This window comes from Cutibacterium sp. LaCa_286 (assembly GCF_057198075.1).
The window spans coordinates 1,880,756-1,898,929 of the sequence record NZ_CP191091.1 but is presented as its reverse complement, the minus strand read 5'-3'; the positions used below and the strand labels follow the sequence as shown (position 1 = coordinate 1,898,929).

The 18,174-nt window shown below is 64.9% G+C and carries 19 protein-coding genes; 14 read left to right on the top strand and 5 right to left on the bottom strand.

Going from position 1 to position 18,174, the window contains the following annotated elements; genetic code table 11:
* Positions 1-176 precede the first annotated feature (176 nt).
* The gene (locus ACP8JZ_RS08280) at positions 177-1,289 is read right to left on the bottom strand and encodes a TRM11 family SAM-dependent methyltransferase (protein ID WP_484482391.1); all 1,113 of its coding nucleotides are present in this window, start codon (positions 1,287-1,289) and stop codon (positions 177-179) included.
* Positions 1,290-1,418: 129 nt separating this feature from the next.
* Here ACP8JZ_RS08280 and ACP8JZ_RS08275 point away from each other — a divergent pair, with 129 nt between their 5' ends.
* Together ACP8JZ_RS08275 and ACP8JZ_RS08270 are read left to right on the top strand one after the other, a co-directional pair.
* Complete coding sequence (locus tag ACP8JZ_RS08275; RefSeq protein WP_323457083.1) at positions 1,419-2,060, top strand: fluoride efflux transporter FluC; 642 nt, start codon at positions 1,419-1,421, stop codon at positions 2,058-2,060.
* An 11-nt stretch (positions 2,061-2,071) separates the two neighbouring features.
* Entirely contained in the window at positions 2,072-2,416 is a 345-nt protein-coding gene (locus ACP8JZ_RS08270; RefSeq protein WP_051167236.1) for a fluoride efflux transporter FluC, read from the top strand.
* A gap of 79 nt (positions 2,417-2,495) precedes the next feature.
* Here ACP8JZ_RS08270 and ACP8JZ_RS08265 read toward each other — a convergent pair whose 3' ends face one another.
* Together ACP8JZ_RS08265 and ACP8JZ_RS08260 are read right to left on the bottom strand one after the other, a co-directional pair.
* Positions 2,496-2,639 carry a hypothetical protein gene (locus tag ACP8JZ_RS08265; RefSeq protein WP_323457084.1) on the bottom strand — a complete coding sequence of 48 codons (144 nt, stop codon included), beginning with the start codon at positions 2,637-2,639 and terminating at the stop codon, positions 2,496-2,498.
* Positions 2,640-2,776: 137 nt separating this feature from the next.
* Complete coding sequence (locus ACP8JZ_RS08260) at positions 2,777-3,337, bottom strand: inorganic diphosphatase (protein WP_021104042.1); 561 nt, start codon at positions 3,335-3,337, stop codon at positions 2,777-2,779.
* 177 nt (positions 3,338-3,514) lie between these two features.
* On the opposite strand from ACP8JZ_RS08260, the gene dacB reads away from it, so the two are divergent.
* The 5 genes from dacB (at position 3,515) to folE (ending at position 9,508) form a co-directional block, all read left to right on the top strand.
* On the top strand, positions 3,515-4,855 hold the full coding sequence (gene dacB, locus ACP8JZ_RS08255) for a D-alanyl-D-alanine carboxypeptidase/D-alanyl-D-alanine endopeptidase (RefSeq protein ID WP_323457085.1): 1,341 nt from the start codon (positions 3,515-3,517) through the stop codon (positions 4,853-4,855).
* Between the two features lie 2 nt (positions 4,856-4,857).
* Positions 4,858-5,859 (top strand): tRNA lysidine(34) synthetase TilS, encoded by a 1,002-nt coding sequence (gene tilS / locus ACP8JZ_RS08250; RefSeq protein ID WP_306517800.1) that lies wholly within the window; start codon positions 4,858-4,860, stop codon positions 5,857-5,859.
* 29 nt (positions 5,860-5,888) lie between these two features.
* The gene (hpt, locus tag ACP8JZ_RS08245; RefSeq protein WP_021104046.1) at positions 5,889-6,440 is read left to right on the top strand and encodes a hypoxanthine phosphoribosyltransferase; all 552 of its coding nucleotides are present in this window, start codon (positions 5,889-5,891) and stop codon (positions 6,438-6,440) included.
* A 103-nt stretch (positions 6,441-6,543) separates the two neighbouring features.
* The gene (gene ftsH / locus ACP8JZ_RS08240) at positions 6,544-8,664 is read left to right on the top strand and encodes an ATP-dependent zinc metalloprotease FtsH (protein WP_484482390.1); all 2,121 of its coding nucleotides are present in this window, start codon (positions 6,544-6,546) and stop codon (positions 8,662-8,664) included.
* Positions 8,665-8,923: 259 nt separating this feature from the next.
* Positions 8,924-9,508, top strand: coding sequence for a GTP cyclohydrolase I FolE (gene folE / locus ACP8JZ_RS08235; RefSeq protein WP_484482389.1), 585 nt, complete (start codon positions 8,924-8,926; stop codon positions 9,506-9,508).
* Positions 9,509-9,542: 34 nt separating this feature from the next.
* Here folE and ACP8JZ_RS08230 read toward each other — a convergent pair whose 3' ends face one another.
* Positions 9,543-9,836, bottom strand: coding sequence for a hypothetical protein (locus tag ACP8JZ_RS08230; protein ID WP_023034484.1), 294 nt, complete (start codon positions 9,834-9,836; stop codon positions 9,543-9,545).
* Between the two features lie 203 nt (positions 9,837-10,039).
* Between ACP8JZ_RS08230 and folP the strand changes: the two genes are divergently transcribed.
* The 5 genes from folP to ACP8JZ_RS08205 all read left to right on the top strand — a co-directional run bounded on the left by folP (position 10,040) and on the right by ACP8JZ_RS08205 (position 13,429).
* Positions 10,040-10,933 carry a dihydropteroate synthase gene (gene folP, locus ACP8JZ_RS08225; protein ID WP_484482830.1) on the top strand — a complete coding sequence of 298 codons (894 nt, stop codon included), beginning with the start codon at positions 10,040-10,042 and terminating at the stop codon, positions 10,931-10,933.
* A 214-nt stretch (positions 10,934-11,147) separates the two neighbouring features.
* Positions 11,148-11,510 carry a dihydroneopterin aldolase gene (gene folB, locus ACP8JZ_RS08220; protein WP_036956994.1) on the top strand — a complete coding sequence of 121 codons (363 nt, stop codon included), beginning with the start codon at positions 11,148-11,150 and terminating at the stop codon, positions 11,508-11,510.
* Positions 11,507-12,181: a 2-amino-4-hydroxy-6-hydroxymethyldihydropteridine diphosphokinase gene (folK, locus tag ACP8JZ_RS08215; RefSeq protein ID WP_323457088.1), complete on the top strand. Its 675-nt coding sequence runs from the start codon at positions 11,507-11,509 to the stop codon at positions 12,179-12,181. Before folB ends, folK begins: the two co-directional genes overlap by 4 nt.
* Positions 12,178-12,696 carry a DUF3180 domain-containing protein gene (locus tag ACP8JZ_RS08210; protein WP_323457089.1) on the top strand — a complete coding sequence of 173 codons (519 nt, stop codon included), beginning with the start codon at positions 12,178-12,180 and terminating at the stop codon, positions 12,694-12,696. The genes folK and ACP8JZ_RS08210 overlap by 4 nt, the downstream gene beginning before the upstream one ends.
* Positions 12,697-12,751: 55 nt before the next feature.
* Positions 12,752-13,429 (top strand): cell division topological specificity factor MinE, encoded by a 678-nt coding sequence (locus ACP8JZ_RS08205; protein WP_036902819.1) that lies wholly within the window; start codon positions 12,752-12,754, stop codon positions 13,427-13,429.
* A 66-nt stretch (positions 13,430-13,495) separates the two neighbouring features.
* Here the strand turns inward: ACP8JZ_RS08205 and ACP8JZ_RS08200 are convergent, their stop codons facing one another.
* Entirely contained in the window at positions 13,496-14,767 is a 1,272-nt protein-coding gene (locus ACP8JZ_RS08200) for an NADH-quinone oxidoreductase subunit D-related protein (protein WP_462676458.1), read from the bottom strand.
* A 263-nt stretch (positions 14,768-15,030) separates the two neighbouring features.
* On the opposite strand from ACP8JZ_RS08200, the gene ACP8JZ_RS08195 reads away from it, so the two are divergent.
* Entirely contained in the window at positions 15,031-15,354 is a 324-nt protein-coding gene (locus tag ACP8JZ_RS08195) for a histone-like nucleoid-structuring protein Lsr2 (RefSeq protein WP_021104060.1), read from the top strand.
* Positions 15,355-15,614: 260 nt separating this feature from the next.
* Positions 15,615-18,143, top strand: coding sequence for an ATP-dependent Clp protease ATP-binding subunit (locus ACP8JZ_RS08190; protein WP_021104061.1), 2,529 nt, complete (start codon positions 15,615-15,617; stop codon positions 18,141-18,143).
* Positions 18,144-18,174: the final 31 nt, after the last annotated feature.

The following is an 18,174-nucleotide window of genomic DNA, read 5'->3' as shown; positions in this document are numbered from 1 at the left end:
AGCCACATGGGCTGTTCGAGACACGGCACGAAGGACCGGCACTCACCCGGCTGGTGTCAGTGATCGTGTGGCGGGTGCCTCCCAGCAGTCGCTGTGCTGGTCGCGACATGGTCGGCACGTGCCCGGTGGCGCAGCACCATTCGGGGCAGGAGTCGTGCGGGCAGGATCCTGGGGCGTCAGGCCGTGGCCTTCACGGCTACTGCCACGTCACGATGAATCGACGAGTCGACCCGGTGGTCCAGCTTGCGGTGCAGATCGTCGTCCAGCGGCTGCAGCCCAGCGTCGGCCATCATGGCGAGCAGATCCTCCCGTGCCAGGCCGAACGTGTTCCACGAGATCCCCATGGCCCCGCCGGAGCGCAGCTGGCTGGCCCACACACTGATCGACTCGCTGAGCAGCTGGGCGGGTGAGCGGTCCCGACCCGAGGAACGTCCGTCACGGCCACCGTGCCGCTTGTCGGCGGTGGTCCCCTTCCCACCGCCCTTGGCATCTGGCCCCTTCGCAGCAGGACGGGACGTCGCTGCGTGCACCACTCCGTAGGGGGCGTCAACGACGACGGCGTCGAACTTTCTGCGCCCCCAGAGCTTGGCGCTGTCGCGGGTGTCCCCGGTGAACACGCCCATCTCCAGTGGTTCGGAACTGGGCAGGCGCAGTTCGGCCTCGTACTTCTTTCCCAACACCCGACCGTCCCGACGGACGGGGTGGGTTCGTGAGGTGTGTTTGAGACGCTTGTGACGCAGCCACGTCGTCATGTGGGCGGCCAGTGCCTCGACGGCCTTGACGTCCAGCTCCACCCCGTAACCGTTGTGCCCGGCCAGCCAGGCCTCCTGCAGGGTGGTGCCGCGCCCGGCCATCGGATCGAGGACCGCCAGCCGCGCCCCCTGGTCACGCCGTGCTGCGGCCGCCCCGGAGAGTCCGGCCAGGGTGACGTTGAGCAGCAGTCGGGTGAACTGCTCGTTGGTCTTGCCGCGGTACTTGGGGATCGTCACCAGATCCTCATCCAGCACATGGGTGGTGGGAAGCTCGATGGGACGCAGCAGCTCGCCCTCCCGCTGGAAGGCCGCCAGAGTGGCCGATGCCCGCGAGACGGCCCGCAGGATGGCCGGGGCCAGTGGTTGCTCGGCGTCGTCGATCTCCAGTGCGATGTACTCCACCCCGGCGAGCACGATCGGCTCGGCGCCACGCACCTGTGGACAGCACAGTGCCAACTCGGCTGCCGCCAGACGCGGAGCCTGATTGGCGTAGACGTGGTTGGCGGACGGGGCTACCAGGACCAAGCAGGATTGCACGGACGAATTGTGTCACGAGTAGCATTCAACTGCGAGTGTGCCGGTCCTCGTCCTGGTCGGGGCCTTCCCGGCCCCCTATTGTCCCACGCCATCCCCCGCCGTCCTACGTCCAGTGTCAGGAGCTGCGTCATGACCGTCCCCGCCGATTCAGCAGGCGATGTCGCGAAGGTTGCTGCGGGTCCCGTCGCTCCCCGAACCGTCGAGATGCATCGGCAATGGCGGTACCTGCTGCTCGTCTTCCTCGGGGGATGTCTGGGGACGCTTGCCCGGTGGGGGGTCGGCGCTGCCATCGGTGACGCAGGGGACTGGCCGATGGGCACGTTCACGGTCAACCTCGTGGGATGCCTGGCCCTGGGATGGCTGCTGGAAGGACTTGCGCGGTCCGGGCCCGATGAGGGATGGCGGCGGCTCGTGCGACTGTGCCTGGGCACCGGATTCTGCGGTTCCTTCACCACCTACTCCAGTCTGGCGACCGAGACAGTTCTGCTGGGACGCGACCGTCCCGTTCTGGCAGCGAGCTACCTTGCCGTGAGCGTCGTCGCAGGTGTGCTGGCGGCATGGGTTGGCGTCCACATGGCGGCTCGGACCGTGGGGACGGCGTCCCGCCATGAGGCATCAGCTCGCGGACGACATCGCGCTTCGACGCGCCCCGATGAGTCCTCAAGTCACCTGCCTGCCCACTCCACGCCGAGTCGACACTCACAGGACGAGTCGAATGAGGGTCCGAACGGGGCTCGTGACCAGCATCCTCTGCGAGGGGGTCAGCGGTGACGATCGTGCTCATGACTGTTCTGGGTGGTCTTGGTGCCATGTGCCGGTTTGCCTTGGACGGCTGGATTCGGGGCTTGGCCAGGACGCTGATGCCGTGGGCGACGTGGGTGGTCAACCTGCTCGGCTCGGTCGTCCTGGGAGCGTTGACGGCGGGCGTCGTCAACGGGGCGAACCCCGATCTCAAGGTGATTCTCGGTACTGGTTTCCTCGGCGGATTCACCACGTTCTCCACTGCCAGTGTGGAGACGGTGCGGTTGCTGTCCGGACGTCATGTGTGGGCTGGACTGCTCAATGCCGTGGGCATGGCCCTGACGTGCCTCGCCGTGGCCGCCGGTGGGTACGCCCTCATCAGGTGAGCGGGTACACCCTCTTGAGGTGAGCCTCCGAGGCGTGGTACGTGGGGGAGTCACCTCACCTGGGCCGTGCCCACCCATCTCACGGTGGACCCACCAGCCAGGTTCTGGTGCCAGTGGTCACCTTCTGGTCAGGGTGCCCAGCGCTGCCGTCACCGCTCCACGGAGCGTCGCCGGGAACGACAGCGATGGGGTGGCCGGTGCAGGCGTGCTGGGCAGTGGACATGCAGACAGGAGAGCTGGTGGTGAGACTGCCACCAACTCCCCTCATTGCCCCGTGGGATCAGGCTGCTGCACGGGGCTCAAGCTGTGCCGCATGAGGTCACAGGCCACCGTATTAGGCTCAGGCTGCCGTGGGGGAACTCAGGCCAGGTTCACGTTGTGATGCTCGTACGGTGTGCCCTTGGCACGCTCGGTCGATGCCTTGATCTCGGCCTCGGCCTCCGCCCGATCGGTCCACGTGGCGCCCTCCACCGATTTTCCAGGTTCCAGATCCTTGTAGACGGTGAAGAAGTGCTCGATCTCCATGAGGGTGAGGTTCGACACGTCGTCGATGTCGATGAGGCCGTCCCGGCGACGATCCGCGGCCGGTACGCACAACACCTTGTCGTCACCGCCATTCTCGTCCTGCATCTGGAACATTGCCAGGGCACGGCACTCGATGAGGCAGCCGGGGAAGGTCGGCTCGGGCAGCAGCACCAGGGCATCGAGCGGATCACCGTCCTCACCCAGGGTTCCCTCGATGAATCCATAGTCGTAGGGGTACTGGGTGGAGGTGAACAAGGTACGATCCAAACGGATCCGACCGGTTTCGTGATCCATCTCGTACTTGTTCTTGGTGCCGCGGGGGATCTCGATCGTCACGTCGAAGGTCATGGCATCGGGCATGCCAGACGTGAAGATGTTCATGAAATCGTCGGTCACAGTCGACCCTCTCTTGTCTCAGACGTGCGAACTGGCGCACACTGTATTGCAGTTTTCAGGAGGCTCTACGTGACACACACACGTCAACGACGGCGCGCAGGCCAACCCCTGAAGTTGTTGGTGTTGCTGGTTGCCGTAGCACTGACAGGCTCAGGAACCGCTACCTGCGCACATTCTATGCCCGTCCCGAATCAATTGCCCACCGAGGACACACGGGGTGCCTCTCGGCACCTCCCATCGGGTGCCGATGCCGTCCCGGCAGATGGGACGAAAGACTCGGAGGAGGCCACCGGAACCGCCCAGAAGCCCAGAACCACTCAGAAGCACGGCGTCATTGACGCAGCCCCCGTCGAGAAGGCTGACGGGCACACCGACACTGCTGCCCTGGCCAAGCGACTCACCGCCATCAAGGGAAAGCCGGGGCACACGGCAGCAGCCGTCGTCGACCCTGCCAGCGGCAAGGAGCTCTATGCCGCCGGTGACGACACCCTGCTCATGCCGGCCTCCAACCTCAAGGTCGTCACCATGGCGAGCATGCTCAGCGTGCGCGACGCCGGCACGCGATTCACCACCACCGTCGTCAGCCCGGCCCCCGGAAAGATCGTCCTGGTGGGTGGGGGAGACCCCTATCTCAAGCGCTCCCCGGGTGAGGATGGCGGCCCCTGGGCCTCCACCGAGCAGCTTGCCAGACGTACCGCGGCGGCGCTGAGGAAGGCCGGGACGACGTCGGTGACGCTCTCCTACGACGATTCCCTGTTCGGGGGAGCCACCTGGCACCCGTCCTGGCCCAAGGACTACGCCGACCAGGTGACGACGATCACGTCACTGTGGGTGGACGAAGGAGTGGACCCGGCCATCGGTGTGCGAGTCGGCAACCCGGCCGACCAGGCTGCGACGACGTTCGCCGACCAACTCAAGGCCAATGGCATCAAGGTCACCGGCAAACCGGCTCGCACCAAGGGCAGCGGTGCGAAGATCGCCGAGGTGCGCTCGGCCCCGCTGGAGGAGATCATCAACCGTGCCCTGCTGCACTCCGACAACTCCGCCACCGAGGTCATGGGCCGCCAGTTGGCCCTGGCAACGGGTGGCAAACCCGATCCTGCCGGGGTGCGGGCGGCCCTACAGGCCAAGCTCAAGGAATTCGGTGCCTGGCAGGACGGTGCCGTCATCGACGACGCCAGCGGCCTGAGCCGCTCCAACCGGGTGAGTCCCAGGATGCTGGCCACGGTGTGGACGAAGGTGCTCGCCACGCCAGCCATGCAGCCCATGCTCGACGGTGTGCCGATCTCCGGGGTCACCGGTGGGCTGTCGTACCGCTACGACCAGCCGGAGACGAAACCCGCCCGTGGCCTCGTGCACGCCAAGACCGGCACACTCACCGGGGTGGCGTCCCTGTCGGGTTGGGTGCGTACCCCCGATGGTCGCGTCCTGGTGGAGGGGCTCATCGTCAACGATGCCCCCGTCGACCAGGGGCAGGTCTGGGCCGACCATGCCTCGGCAGCTGTCTCCCACGGGTGAGCATGGCACGCAAGGCACTCGGCCTGGCAAGTCTGCAGGTGGCTCAGGCGTTGCGAGACGCTCTCACCGGCGTGCCGGAGGCCACGGTCGGCTGCTCGGGTGGGCCGGACTCCCTGGCGCTGGCACTAGGCGCAGCCTGGGCCGGGCAACGTACGGGCACCTCGGTGCGGGCGGTGATCGTCGACCATCAGCTGCAGGACGGCTCACACGAGGTCGCCCAGCAGGCTCGCGCCCAACTTGCCGGTCACGACGTGCCAGCCGTCATCGTGACAGTGCACGTCGACCCCGGTGATCCGAACGGCCCGGAGGCTGCTGCCCGTGCTGCCCGGCGAGCCGCCCTGCTGCAGCATGCCGGTGGTGGCCCCGTGCTGCTTGGCCACACCCTTGACGACCAGGCCGAGACAGTGCTGCTCGGGCTGGCCAGAGGATCGGGGGCCAGGTCGTTGTCGGGTATGCGTCCCAGATCTGGCCGGTTCTGGCATCCGCTGCTCGGGGTGCGTCGTGCCACGACCGTGCAGGCCTGCCGCGAGTGGCAGGTGGCGCCTTGGCACGACCCCCAGAATGCCGACCCGAGCTTCCTGCGCTCCCGGGTGCGCACCGAACTCATGGGGCAGCTCGCTCATGTGCTGGGGGAAGGGGCGATCGTCAATCTCGCTCGCAGTGCCGAGCTGCTCGCCTCCGACGACGAGGCCTTGAACCAGGTGGTGACATGGTGGTTTGCCGGCGGCGGAACCTCTCACGAGCAGCAGTCGCACGTGGAGCAGTTTCCCCGGGGAGCGTGCATCGAGGCGAACCTTCCCGTGTCGAAGCTCCACGCGTTGCCGGGTGGACTGGCAGGCCGCGTCGTCAAGGCGTGGTTGGAGCATCGTGACGTGCACCCGTTGCGGGTACACGTGCAGGCAGTGCTTGGCCTGGTGGATGGCCCGGGAGGCGCGCGAGTGGACCTTCCCGGTGGAGCCGTGCGCAAGGAACATGGCGAGCTGGTCTGGCTGGCGAGCTCGTGAGGACGCCGCGAGAACGATAAGGTGATCCCGTGCGCGCAGCAGACTTGGGTTCAGACATCAAGGAAGTCCTCTACACCGAGGAGCAGGTGCATCAGCGAGTGGTCGAACTGGCCGCCCAGATCGATGCCGACTACCAGGACCGCGAGGTCGTCCTCGTCGGGGTGCTCAACGGTGCCGTCATGACGTTGGCAGACCTGTGCCGGTCCATGAACAGTCACATGACGATGGACTGGATGGCAGTGTCCTCCTACGGGGTGGGCACCACCTCCAGCGGTGTCGTGCGTATCCTCAAGGATCTTTCCGGGTCCATCGAGGGCAAGGACGTCCTCATCGTCGAGGACATCATCGACACCGGACTGACGCTGAGCTATCTGCTGCAGAACCTCAGCTCCCGTGATCCCAATTCGCTTGAGGTCATGGCGATGTTCCGCAAGCCGCCTGCCCTCACCTCGTCGGTGGACGTCAAGTACGTCGGCTTCGACATTCCCAACGAGTTCGTCGTCGGGTACGGATTGGACTACGCCGGCCACTACCGCAATCTCACCGACGTCGCCACCCTGGCCCCGCACGTCTACTCCTGATTCCGCGTCACCCTCTGGACCGCCGGCGGACTCACACTGTGGTCCGGTTTGGCTGCGCTGGTATCGTGGCCGGGCGTATTCTCTCCGATACCTGTAGGTGCTCATGAAAAGTTCGCATCGTTTCCTGCGCAGCCCGGTGCCCTGGGTCCTGCTGACGATCGTGGCGGTCATCGTCGTGTCGCAATTGGTGGGGTCCCAGCACAGTTACGAGGAGATCCCGACCTCGCAGGCCGTGAGCATGATCAACGGCAACACCAAGCTCAAGCAGGTCACCCTGACCGACGGCGACCAGATCATCAGGATCACCGACAAGAACGACAAGCAGTATCGCTCCTACTGGGTCGGTGACCAGAGCCAGGAGCTCATCAAGAAGCTCGACGAGCGCGTCGCGGACAAGACGGTCGACGAGTGGAAGGGTGAGAACCCCGGCCCGAGCGTGTGGAAGTCACTGCTCATCAACGTCGTGCCGTTCCTCATCATCCTCGCCCTGTTCATCTGGATGATCAACGCTGCCCAGGGTATGGGCGGTCGCGGCGGCGTCATGGGATTCGGCAAGTCGAAGGCCAAGGTGGGTGCCAAGGACACCCCCAAGACGACCTTTGCCGATGTTGCCGGCTGTCAGGAGGCCATCGAGGAGCTGCAGGAGATCCGCGAGTTCCTCGCCGAGTCCGACAAGTTCCGCAGGGTTGGCGCCAAGGTGCCCAAGGGCGTGTTGCTCTATGGCCCACCCGGTACCGGCAAGACCCTGCTGGCAAGGGCAGTTGCCGGTGAGGCCGGGGTGCCGTTCTTCTCCATCTCCGGCTCGGACTTCGTCGAGATGTTCGTCGGCGTGGGAGCCTCGCGCGTGCGAGACCTCTTCGAGCAGGCCAAGGAGGCCTCACCGGCCATCATCTTCATCGACGAGATCGACGCGGTGGGACGCCACCGTGGTGCCGGCATGGGCGGTGGCCACGACGAGCGTGAGCAGACCCTCAACCAGCTGCTCGTCGAGATGGACGGATTCGATGTCAACACCAACGTCATCCTCATTGCCGCCACCAACCGGCCCGATGTCCTCGACCCGGCCCTGCTGCGTCCGGGGCGATTCGATCGTCAGATCGCCGTGGAGGCCCCCGACATGGAGGGTCGTCTCAAGATCCTGCAGGTGCATGCCAAGGGCAAGCCGATGGCCAATGACGTCGACCTCACCTCGATCGCTCGCCGTACCCCGGGCATGACGGGTGCCGATCTGGCCAATGTGCTCAACGAGGCCGCCCTGCTCACCGCCCGGGAGAACCTGCCGGTGATCGGCAATGCCGAGCTCGACGAGGCCATCGATCGCGTCATCGCCGGTCCGCAGAAGAAGACGCGGATCATGAACGAGCACGAACGTCTCGTCACCGCCTACCACGAGGGCGGGCACGCCCTGGTCGCTGCCGCGATGCCGGGTACCGATCCGGTGCAGAAGATCACCATCCTGCCGCGCGGACGTGCCCTGGGCTACACGATGGTCATGCCCGATGCCGACAAGTACTCCCAGACTCGTGGCGAGCTGCTCGACTCCATGGCCTACATGATGGGCGGACGCGCAGCCGAGGAGCTCATCTTCCACGACCCGTCGACCGGTGCCTCCAACGACATCGAGAAGGCCACCAAGGTGGCTCGTGCCATGGTGACCCAGTACGGTCTGTCGGCCGCGATCGGCACCGTCCAGTTGGGCTCGGGGGATTCCGAGCCATTTCTGGGCATGACGGCCGGTCAGCAACGTGACTACTCCGATGTCACTGCCAAGATCGTCGACGACGAGGTGCGAGAGCTGCTGGAGAACGCCCATCAGGAGGCCTTCGACTGCCTCATCGCCAACCGTGAGGTGCTCGACGAACTGGTGCGTCAGCTGTTCCGCAAGGAGACGTTGGGCAAGCAGGAGGTCGAGGAGATCTTCAAACCGCTCAAGAAGTGGCCCGAGCGTGGGGCGTTCACCGGATCGGACCGACGCATTCCCTCCGACCAGCCTCCCGTCACCCCGCCTGCCGTCGAGGGAGTCGACGACGACGCCCCGGTGACGCCGGGGCCGCGACACAGCGAACTGCCTCCCAACCCCGGCCCGCACAGTCCGACATCCCCCGGATCGGCTCCGCAGCCCCCCAGTGGGCAGGAGGATCCAAGTGATTGGGAACCACCGCACGACTGGCGCCCCCCGTCCTGGGACGGCCCAGAGGGGACGCCGGGGAACACCACCCCCTGAGCGCTGAGTGGCGTCTTCCCTCGTCGGTGACCCCACCAGTGGATCGTCCTGACACCACTCCGGACGGTGAGTGGTGCCAAGGGGTTGGGAACCGTGTTGGTCACCGTGCCCACCGACTTGCGGACGGTGAGTGGGGCCAGGGCCCTCGTGGCGGAAGTGGTGACGTGCGCATGCACGTGCCTGCCCCTAGGTGCGGTGCCTGCTCCAGCCATGGGTGATCCTCCGGTGCGCGCCTGGTCGGTGGCCTAGGATTGATCGGGTGAGCGAGTCCACCCCAGAGTTCCGTGTCGACGTCGTCCGGGCCCAGGCTGCAGTGCGTGAGTTCCTGCTGGCCATCGGTGAGGACCCGGATCGAGACGGGTTGCGCGAGACTCCGGCCAGAGTGGCGAAGGCGGCTGGCGAACTGTTCAGCGGGATGGGCCAGGATCCCGCCGAGATCCTGGCCACCACCTTCGACATGTCGCATGACGAGATGGTGCTCGTGCGCGACATCGAGGTGCACTCGTTCTGCGAGCACCATCTACTGCCCTTCATCGGTGTGGCACACGTGGCCTACATCCCCGCCCGAAACGGCCGGGTCACCGGGTTGAGCAAGATCGCCCGGCTGGTCGACGTCTACGCCCGCCGTCCACAGGTGCAGGAGCGGCTCACCACCCAAGTGGCCGATGCCATGATGGCGTGTCTGGACGCCCGTGGGGTGATGGTCGTCGTCGAGTGCGAGCACATGTGCATGACACTGCGCGGCATCCGCAAGTCAGGTGCCCGGACGATCACCTCTGCGGTGCGCGGGATCATGAAGAACCCTGCCACTCGGGCCGAGGCGATGGGACTCATCACCGCTTGAAAAGCTGAAAAGCGATGATCTCCCGCTGAGAGGCTCAGCGACGGTCGAAGTACACGTTGCGCGGCTTGGCCCCGAACCCGCACCGGATCGAGCCGATCTCCTCGACGTTGTACCAACGGCTCGTGGGGTCGGGCATGAGGGAGCAGTCGAGGTGCATGCGGAACTGCCCGGATTTGCCGCTGCAGTACCCGAGGACGAGGTTGTCGTCGCGCAGCTGATAGTTGCAGTACCCCGGGATGGCGTCAGCACGCTGATGGGTGGTGGCCATGGGGGCCACGGCAGCCACAGCTGCGATGGCTGCAATGCCAGCCTTCTTGATCCACGACATGACGGTCTCCTTCAAATGAGGCTGACGTGACGGTGCAGGGGTGCATGCTGCAAAGACGGCACTACTAAACAGCGCATCGTGCATGATGTCAATCCGATCTTCGCCACTGTGGAAACCGCCCGGGGAAAATCGCTCTAGACTGAAGAATCGTGCTGACCATTGATCCCACTGCCACCAATCCACACCCTGCTCGTACCCTTGTCATGGGTGTGGTGAACGTCACCCCGGATTCCTTCTCCGATGGAGGGCTGTGGGCCGATCCGAAGGTTGCCATTCGTCATTCTTGGGATCTGCTTGCCCAGGGTGCAGACATCCTCGACATCGGTGGGGAGTCCACTCGCCCTGGCGCCGAGCGCACCAGTGAGGCCGACGAGATCGCCCGAGTGGTTCCCGTCGTCAGAGCCCTGGCGAATCGGGATGGAGCCCCACGGGAGGGCTTGCAGGGAACCGATTCACACGTGGCCGGTGAGTGGGATCCGGATCGTCCACTGTCCATCTCGGTGGACACCATGCGTTCCCGAGTCGCCCAGGAAGCCATCGATGCCGGGGCCACCATCATCAATGACGTCTCCGGTGGTCTGGCGGATCCACGCATCCTCGACGTCGTCGCCTCAACCGGCGTCGACTACGTCCTCATGCACTGGCGTGGCCAGTCAGCGACGATGCAGTCGCATGTTCACTACGACGACCCCGTCGAAGACGTCATCACCGAGCTCAGCGCCCGGGTGGATGCAGCCGTGGCGGCAGGCGTCGCGAGGGAACGGATCATCGTCGACCCGGGTATCGGCTTCGCCAAGACAGGGGAACAGAACTGGGAACTGGTGCGTCACGCAGACCGGGTTCAGCAAGCCTTTGCCGATCTGCGGGTGTTGTGGGGGGTGAGCCGCAAACGGTTCCTCGGCACCCTGCTGGCCCACGGTGACCAGCTGCGCCCTGCCCAGGAACGTGACGCGGCCACTGCCGCGATCACGGCCCACTGCGCCCTGCACCGGGCCTGGGCTGTGCGTACCCATGAGGTGCGGGCCAACCGAGACACCTGCGAGACGGTCGCAAAGATTCTCGAACCACAAGCCGCCCCTGGAGCAAACGAGCTCTGAGCCAGCACGTGCTGAGGTCTCGGGGCGCGGGCATTGGCCAAGCAACCGTGCGGACACGGTGCCATCAGATCGTGGACGGGGCAAGCACCTCATCTGACAAGGCTCCGCGGGCCTCGCACATGTCAGCTACCAGCCCGGCTGGAAATCATTCAGCCTCTGACACACCTCACGACGTCGGGCTGGTGGATGGCTCACTCGCGGTAACCTCGTGCCCATGACCGATGACGGACACATCACGGTACGCGGGATCGTGGCAACGGGACGCCACGGGGTGCTCGCGAGCGAGCGTGCACACCCGCAGCCCTTCGTCGTCGACCTCGACCTGCACCTGCCGATCGACACCACCAGCGACGACCTGGCCCGTACCGTCAACTACGCCGAGGTGGCCACCCGGGTGATTGCGGTCATCGAGGGCGAACCTGTCAATCTCATCGAGACCCTCGCCGGACGCATCGCCGATGACTGTCTGACGCGTCATGACCTGCTCGACGAGGTGACGGTGACGGTTCACAAACCCCACGCGCCGGTCGGTGTCGTCGTGGACGATGTGGCCGTGACGATTCGAAGGAGGCGATGAGGACCGTGACCGATCCCGCATTGACCGATCCCGACGCAGGCCGTTCTGGCCACCTCGCCCCAGAACCGACGGCAGAGCCGCGAGGTACGAGACCAGACGTCTCCGACGCAGCAGGCACCGATTCGACTGGTGGCTCGCCCCGGCTCGGATCCGTGCGACGCCAGGTGGTGCTCAGCCTTGGCTCCAACGTGGCCGATTCCGTGCATGGCGATTGCGTGCAGATCCTGCAGCAGGCCGTCGACCTGCTCGTCGCCACTGCCGGGGTGGACGGCGTCAACGTCTCCTCGGTGTACCGCACGACCCCGGTGGGTCCGGTCATCGATCAGCCGGACTTCCACAATCTCGTCCTCGTCGTCGAGACCGATGTGACACCGCAACGGCTGCTGGAGCGGGCGAATGCCGTCGAACAGGAGCTGGGCCGGGTGCGTACCATCGACGGCGGACCGCGCACCATCGATGTCGACATCGTCGCCATCTCGGACGAGGTCATCGACACCGCCACACTCACGGTGCCGCATCCGCGTGCCCACGAACGTGCCTTCGTGCTGGTGCCATGGTTGGAGGTCGACCCGCAGGCTAGTCTCGTCGGTCATGGCCCAGTGTGCCGGATCGTCGACCAGATGGACGTCTCGGGAGTTGTTCGTACCGACGAGAAAGTCACGCTGCCATGACCCGTGAACTTCCCCAGAACTGGCCCGATCACCACGAGACCCCGCCGCCGCACGGCAACCTCACCCCCACCACCAGCCGGCAGGTGTGGGTCGCGGTGCTCAGCGGCGCAGTGCTGGGATGGTTCGTGTTGAGCATCTACACCGTGACGGACTCGATCGTGCCGGTGCTTCCCATGAGTACACCGATCATCCTGGCCGTCATCGCGGTGGCGGTGTGGGTCGACTCCCGTCTGTTGGCAGCCAAGGTTGCCGACGAGAAACGAGAGGTCTCACCCACCGAGGGACTGGTCAGTCTGGCCCTGGGCAAGGCACTCGTGCTCACCGGGGCAGCCCTGGGTGGGGCCAGCATCGTCTACGTCCTGGCGAACATTGCGCATCTGGACATTCCCTCGCCACGCCAGCGGGTCGTCATGGGATCGGTGACGGTCGTCGTGTGTGCCCTGCTCAGCGTGTCGGGTTGGCAGCTGGAGAAGGCCTGCCGGGTGCCGAGGGATCCGGACGGGAAGGATGCCTGAATGCAAGCTTCAGGCAATGGAAGTCGCTCTGTTCATACGAGAAAAACCCTGTACGATGGTACACGTGAGTGGTGTGCAGAAAAAGGTAGAGTCCAAGAGAGGTAAGAGCGCGACGCCGGAACGCCGTAATGTGCTCATCCTCCTGATCGTGGCAACTGTCGTTGCGGTGGCGTGCGCGGTGTTCCCATCGGTGTGGATGGCTCGCGTCGGAACGCTCATCGCCCTCGCCGCGGCATGGGTGTCCACGGATCTCGCCCTGCGTGAGGTCAACAGCCTGCGCGAGGCGCACTTCGTCGAGCTGCGTGACATGCGTCACCAGAGCGCGGAGATGGAACGACGTCACCACGCGGAGTCCATGGAGATGATCGACACCTTTGCCCAGCGTGTCGGCGCTCTTTCCGAGACCTTGGCGACCACCCGCTCCAAGCTCGATCGGGCTGAGAACGAGATGATGACCCTGCGTGGTGACAAGGCCGCTCTGCAGTACAAGGTTGCCGAGGGCAACAAGCGTGTCCGCGAGCTGCAGGAACGGATCGTCGCCCTGGAGACCCAGCTCGACACCGAGATGGCCAAGGCCTTCGAGGGCTCCCACGCCCGTACCGTCACTGATGCCGGGGTTCCCACGGCTGGTGACATCTGGACCGCGAGCAATGATTCGACGATCGTCGACCTGTCCCGTGTCGCGTTCCCAAACCTGGATGAGGACGAGTTGGCTGAGCGTCGCCAGGCGTGATGGCCGTTACCGCACACTGAGAGCGTTCAAGGCCCCCGGAGATCCTCCGGGGGCCTTCTCTGTCCACTACTTGTCGAGGTCGCCCAGCGTCCATCCCAGGGAGGCGACTGCCGGTTCCAGCTGTTCGACGCTGAGCGTGGGCAGCAGGTGTTCCAGCACCTGGACATTGGCGAAGGTTGGGGTACGCAGGGCCAGGCGCCACGGCGACGTGGTGCCGCGAGAGTCGAGCAGATAGCCGGCCCGTCCCCACGGGGCCTCCAGCCGCGACCAGACGCGCCCCGCCGGTACCTTGAGCGTCGTTGGCAGTCGTGTCGCCAGCTCTCCATCCGGGAGGCTCTGCAGCAATGTCGTGACCAGATCCGCGGACTGGCGCACCTCGGCGCACAGCCACGACAGCCGGCTGTGGGCATCCCCCTCTGTGGGGGCATCCACCACCGGGAAGTTCACCTGGTCATAGGCCAGATGTCTCGGGGCGTCCCGGGAATCCTCTGTCCGCCACGATGTCGTGGTCTCGGATCGGGATGTGCGTCTCCTCGCCGCGTTCGGGCAGCGCAGATCCATCGGCACGCCGCTTGCCCGGGCCACAGGGCCCGACAGGCCGAACGGGGCCACGGCGTCGGCAGGAATCACCGCCACCCCGCGCGTGCATGCACCGGCGGGACCATCCAGCAGGGAGCGTAGTTCGTCGGACAGTGCAGCTGCATGCATACACCAGGTATTCAGGGAAGCTGCGAAGACAGGGGTGACGTCATGGGCCGTTCCACCAATTCTGCACGTCATCGGGTGGATGCGATTGCCGCAGAAGCCCTCCCAGAGGTCATGTGCAGTATCGAGTAGGTGGTGTACTCGTCCACTGTGCGAAAAATCTGCGACGCGCCAAGGGAGCCAGCTGAGGAATGCCAGATGACTCGTCATCCGAGAGAACTCGATGAGAATGGTGCGCACATGCATTGCCCGAGGTGGTGCATCAATGCCCAGGGCTTTCTCAATTGCCATGGCGGCTCCTGCTTCCCCGATGAAGGGAGCGTGCCAGTCGTGTCGCGATGCCAGCATGGGGATCTGCCGGTAGTCGCGGACCTCGAAGAGTTTCTCGACCCCGCGATGAAGGTGGCCGATGTGCATCCTCCCGGCAGCGATTCGATCGTCGTGCTGGCTTCTGGAATCCTGGCAGGTGCAGCACGAGATCGTCACCAAACCTGCCTGACTTGGATGATCGGGACCCAGGTCGAGGTGGACGCGGCGGCGGGGTGCACGAGTCGATGGGGTGTCGACACTGCCGCCGTCAGCGGTTCCCCGGCTGTTCCTGCAAGAACTGACGTCTGCATGGATGGCACTCATGCGGCCAATGCTCACGAGCACATCAGTTGAGTTGCCAGATGATGCGCAACTCGTTTTGCTGTTCGATGTTTTGGCGGTGCGGCATTCCACCCGTCAAGCCTGCCTCAGCTCATTCATCGGAGCAACATCGGATCGACTCATACTGTGTGAGGGGTAGGGAGACCAAATTTGCTGCGCACAACTTGAAAGCGCCGAGAAGATATCTCTATCCTATATGTGAAAGAGGCACGACTGCCTCGCAGGTTTTTCTGGAAGGATGGATTATGGCTCAGCGCGTTCGTGTTGACCTCGTTGACGACATCGATGGTTCTGCTGCAGAGGAATCAGTGGAATTCGCTCTTGACGGGGTGAGCTATGTCATCGATCTTTCCACCGAGAATGCGGCAGAACTTCGTGAGACCCTCGCCAAGTGGACCAAGTCTGCGCGTCGTACTGGCGGGCGCCATTCGCGCGGACGTCGTGCCGCCGCTGTCGGAGGGCCCTCAGCCAATGACATTCGCCGCTGGGCACGCCAGCAGGGTATGGAGGTGTCCGATCGCGGGCGCGTCTCCAATGAGGTTCGGGAGGCCTACGCGGCGGCTCACTGAGCGATCCTTCACACCGATTCGCGCAGAACGTGTGCGTGTCGAGGACGACGTCCCACGTGATGGGGACGTCGTCGCTGTTTTCGGGTGTTCTTCGGAAGGCTTCTGCCAAGAAATTTCCGAGGACATGTGGTCAGGTGTGAATCACAACCTCACCCAGAGGCGAACAACGGGAATTGCTGCACCTTTTTCGTCGCTGTCTAGACTGATGTTGATAGAGATTCTCTCCTGTGGAGGGTCTTGTCCCATTGCAAGGAGACTTCATGTTTGAACGGTTCTCAGACCGGGCGCGTCGGGTCGTCGTCCTGGCCCAGGACGAGGCCAAGGCACTGAACCACAATTACATAGGCACCGAGCATCTGCTGCTCGGACTGGTGAGTGAGGGGGAAGGCGTCGCCGCCAAGGCCCTCACCTCGCTGGGGATCTCGCTGGAGGCGGTGCGCGCCCAGGTCGAGGAAATCATCGGCCGTGGCACGACGACCCCCACCGGTCACATCCCCTTCACCCCGCGTGCCAAGAAGGTGTTGGAGCTCAGCCTGCGTGAGGCGCTCCAGATGAACCACTCCTATATCGGCACCGAGCATCTGCTGCTCGGCCTCATCCGGGAGGGTGAGGGCGTCGCCGCCCAGGTGCTCATCCGGCTCGGCGCCGACCTCAACACGGTGCGCAACACCGTCCTGCAGCTGTTGCAGGGCGACGATGGCAAGCAGGCCGCGACGGCAGGCGCCCCGGAGGCTGGCCCGTCGCAGTCGCCGGCCACCGTGCTCGACCAGTTCGGACGCAACCTCACCCAACAGGCCAGGGAAGGCAAGCTGGACCCGGTCATCGGCCGTGAGAAGGAGATCGAGCGCGTCATGGTCGTGCTCAGCCGTCGTACCAAGAACAATCCGGTGCTCATTGGTGAACCAGGTGTGGGCAAGTCCGCCTGCGTGGAGGGTCTTGCCCAGGCCATCGTGCGTGGAGACGTGCCCGAGACCCTGCGCGACAAGCAGATCTACTCCCTGGACCTGGGCTCCATGGTTGCCGGGTCGCGTTACCGCGGCGACTTCGAGGAGCGCATGAAGAAGGTGCTCAAGGAGATCAACAACCGCGGCGACATCATCCTGTTCATCGACGAGATCCACAATCTCGTCGGTGCCGGTGCCGCCGAGGGTGCCATCGACGCCGCCAGCATCCTCAAGCCGATGTTGGCTCGCGGTGAGCTGCAGACCGTCGGTGCCACTACCCTCGACGAGTACCGCAAGTACATCGAGAAGGACGCCGCCCTGGAGCGCCGCTTCCAGCCGATCCAGGTGGCTGAGCCGTCCATCCCGTTGGCGATCGAGATCCTCAAGGGTCTGCGGGATCGCTACGAGAATCACCACAAGATCACCATCACCGATGAGGCCATCACCGCCGCCGCCAACTTGGCTGCCCGGTACGTGCAGGATCGATACCTGCCCGACAAGGCGATCGACCTCATCGACGAGGCCGGTGCCCGGATGCGCATCCGTCGCATGACGGCCCCGCCGGACCTGCGTGAGTTCGACGACCGTCTGGCCGAGGTGCGCACCGAGAAGGAGGCGGCGATCGACGCCCAGGACTTCGAGCGTGCCGCTGCACTGCGCGACGACGAGAAGAAGCTGAGCGCCGAGCGTGAGGCCAAGGAGGAGGAGTGGAAGCAGGGCGACTCCGCCGTGCCGGCCGTCGTCGGTGAGGAGGAGATCGCCGAGGTGCTCTCCGGCGCCACCGGTATCCCGGTGTTCAAGCTCACCGAGGAGGAGTCCCAGCGTCTGCTCCACATGGAGGACGAGATCGGCAAACGTTACGTCGGCCAGGAGGACGCCGTCAAGGCCTTGGCCAGGTCGATCCGGCGTACCCGGGCCGGGCTCAAGGACCCGAAGCGCCCAGCGGGGTCGTTCATTTTCGCTGGCCCGTCGGGCGTAGGCAAGACCGAGCTCACCAAGGCACTCACCGAGTTCCTCTTCGGTGACGAGGACGCCCTCATCACCCTGGACATGAGTGAGTACTCCGAGAAGCACACCGCATCGCGGATGTTCGGCTCCCCGCCCGGATTCGTCGGTTACGAGGAGGGCGGTCAGCTCACCGAGAAGGTGCGCCGCAAGCCGTTCAGCGTCATCCTCTTCGACGAGATCGAGAAGGCCCATCCCGACATCTTCAACTCCCTGTTGCAGATCCTCGACGAGGGACGTCTCACCGACGCCCAGGGGCGTGTGGTCGACTTCAAGAACACCGTCATCGTCATGACGACGAACCTTGGGTCGCGTGACATCTCCAAGACCGTCAATCTCGGGTTCTCCCGAGCCGACGACGAGGTGGCCAGCTACGAGAAGATGAAGTCCAAGGTGAGCGAGGAGCTCAAGAGCCACTTCCGCCCGGAGTTCCTCAACCGTCTGGACGAGATCATCGTCTTCCACCAGCTTGGCCAGGACGACATCCTGCGCATCGTCGATCTCATGATCGGCCAGTTGGAGGGACGACTCGCCGACCGCTCGATCGGTATCGAGGTGACCTCGGCCGCCAAGGAGCTCCTGGCCAAGCGTGGCTTCGATCCGCTGTTGGGCGCTCGACCGCTGCGTCGCGCCATTCAGCGTGACGTCGAGGACCCGCTGGCCGAACGCATCCTCTTCGGGGAGGTCAAGTCTGGTCAGATCGTCGTGGTCGATGCTGCCCCGGAGGGTTCGGAGGAGCCGTTCACCTTTGCCGGCACGGACCGTTCGGTCGCTCCCGACCAGGTACCTGAGGAGCTGACCGCCGGTAGCGGCGGTGAGGGTGATCAGCAGGAGGGTTGAGCCCACTCGAACATGCTTGGTGGTCCCGTCC

What these genes read in the sequence shown, in the direction of transcription:
- ACP8JZ_RS08275 (WP_323457083.1), top strand. Translation starts at nt 1,419, where the DNA reads ATGACCGTCCCCGCCGATTCAGCAGGCGATGTCGCGAAGGTTGCTGCG.
- ACP8JZ_RS08270 (WP_051167236.1), top strand. Translation starts at nt 2,072, where the DNA reads ATGACTGTTCTGGGTGGTCTTGGTGCCATGTGCCGGTTTGCCTTGGAC.
- ACP8JZ_RS08265 (WP_323457084.1), bottom strand. Translation starts at nt 2,639, where the DNA reads ATGTCCACTGCCCAGCACGCCTGCACCGGCCACCCCATCGCTGTCGTT.
- dacB (WP_323457085.1), top strand. Translation starts at nt 3,515, where the DNA reads ATGCCCGTCCCGAATCAATTGCCCACCGAGGACACACGGGGTGCCTCT.
- tilS (WP_306517800.1), top strand. Translation starts at nt 4,858, where the DNA reads ATGGCACGCAAGGCACTCGGCCTGGCAAGTCTGCAGGTGGCTCAGGCG.
- ftsH (WP_484482390.1), top strand. Translation starts at nt 6,544, where the DNA reads ATGAAAAGTTCGCATCGTTTCCTGCGCAGCCCGGTGCCCTGGGTCCTG.
- ACP8JZ_RS08230 (WP_023034484.1), bottom strand. Translation starts at nt 9,836, where the DNA reads ATGTCGTGGATCAAGAAGGCTGGCATTGCAGCCATCGCAGCTGTGGCT.
- folP (WP_484482830.1), top strand. Translation starts at nt 10,040, where the DNA reads ATGGGTGTGGTGAACGTCACCCCGGATTCCTTCTCCGATGGAGGGCTG.
- folB (WP_036956994.1), top strand. Translation starts at nt 11,148, where the DNA reads ATGACCGATGACGGACACATCACGGTACGCGGGATCGTGGCAACGGGA.
- folK (WP_323457088.1), top strand. Translation starts at nt 11,507, where the DNA reads ATGAGGACCGTGACCGATCCCGCATTGACCGATCCCGACGCAGGCCGT.
- ACP8JZ_RS08210 (WP_323457089.1), top strand. Translation starts at nt 12,178, where the DNA reads ATGACCCGTGAACTTCCCCAGAACTGGCCCGATCACCACGAGACCCCG.
- ACP8JZ_RS08205 (WP_036902819.1), top strand. Translation starts at nt 12,752, where the DNA reads ATGGTACACGTGAGTGGTGTGCAGAAAAAGGTAGAGTCCAAGAGAGGT.
- ACP8JZ_RS08200 (WP_462676458.1), bottom strand. Translation starts at nt 14,767, where the DNA reads ATGAGTGCCATCCATGCAGACGTCAGTTCTTGCAGGAACAGCCGGGGA.
- ACP8JZ_RS08195 (WP_021104060.1), top strand. Translation starts at nt 15,031, where the DNA reads ATGGCTCAGCGCGTTCGTGTTGACCTCGTTGACGACATCGATGGTTCT.
- ACP8JZ_RS08190 (WP_021104061.1), top strand. Translation starts at nt 15,615, where the DNA reads ATGTTTGAACGGTTCTCAGACCGGGCGCGTCGGGTCGTCGTCCTGGCC.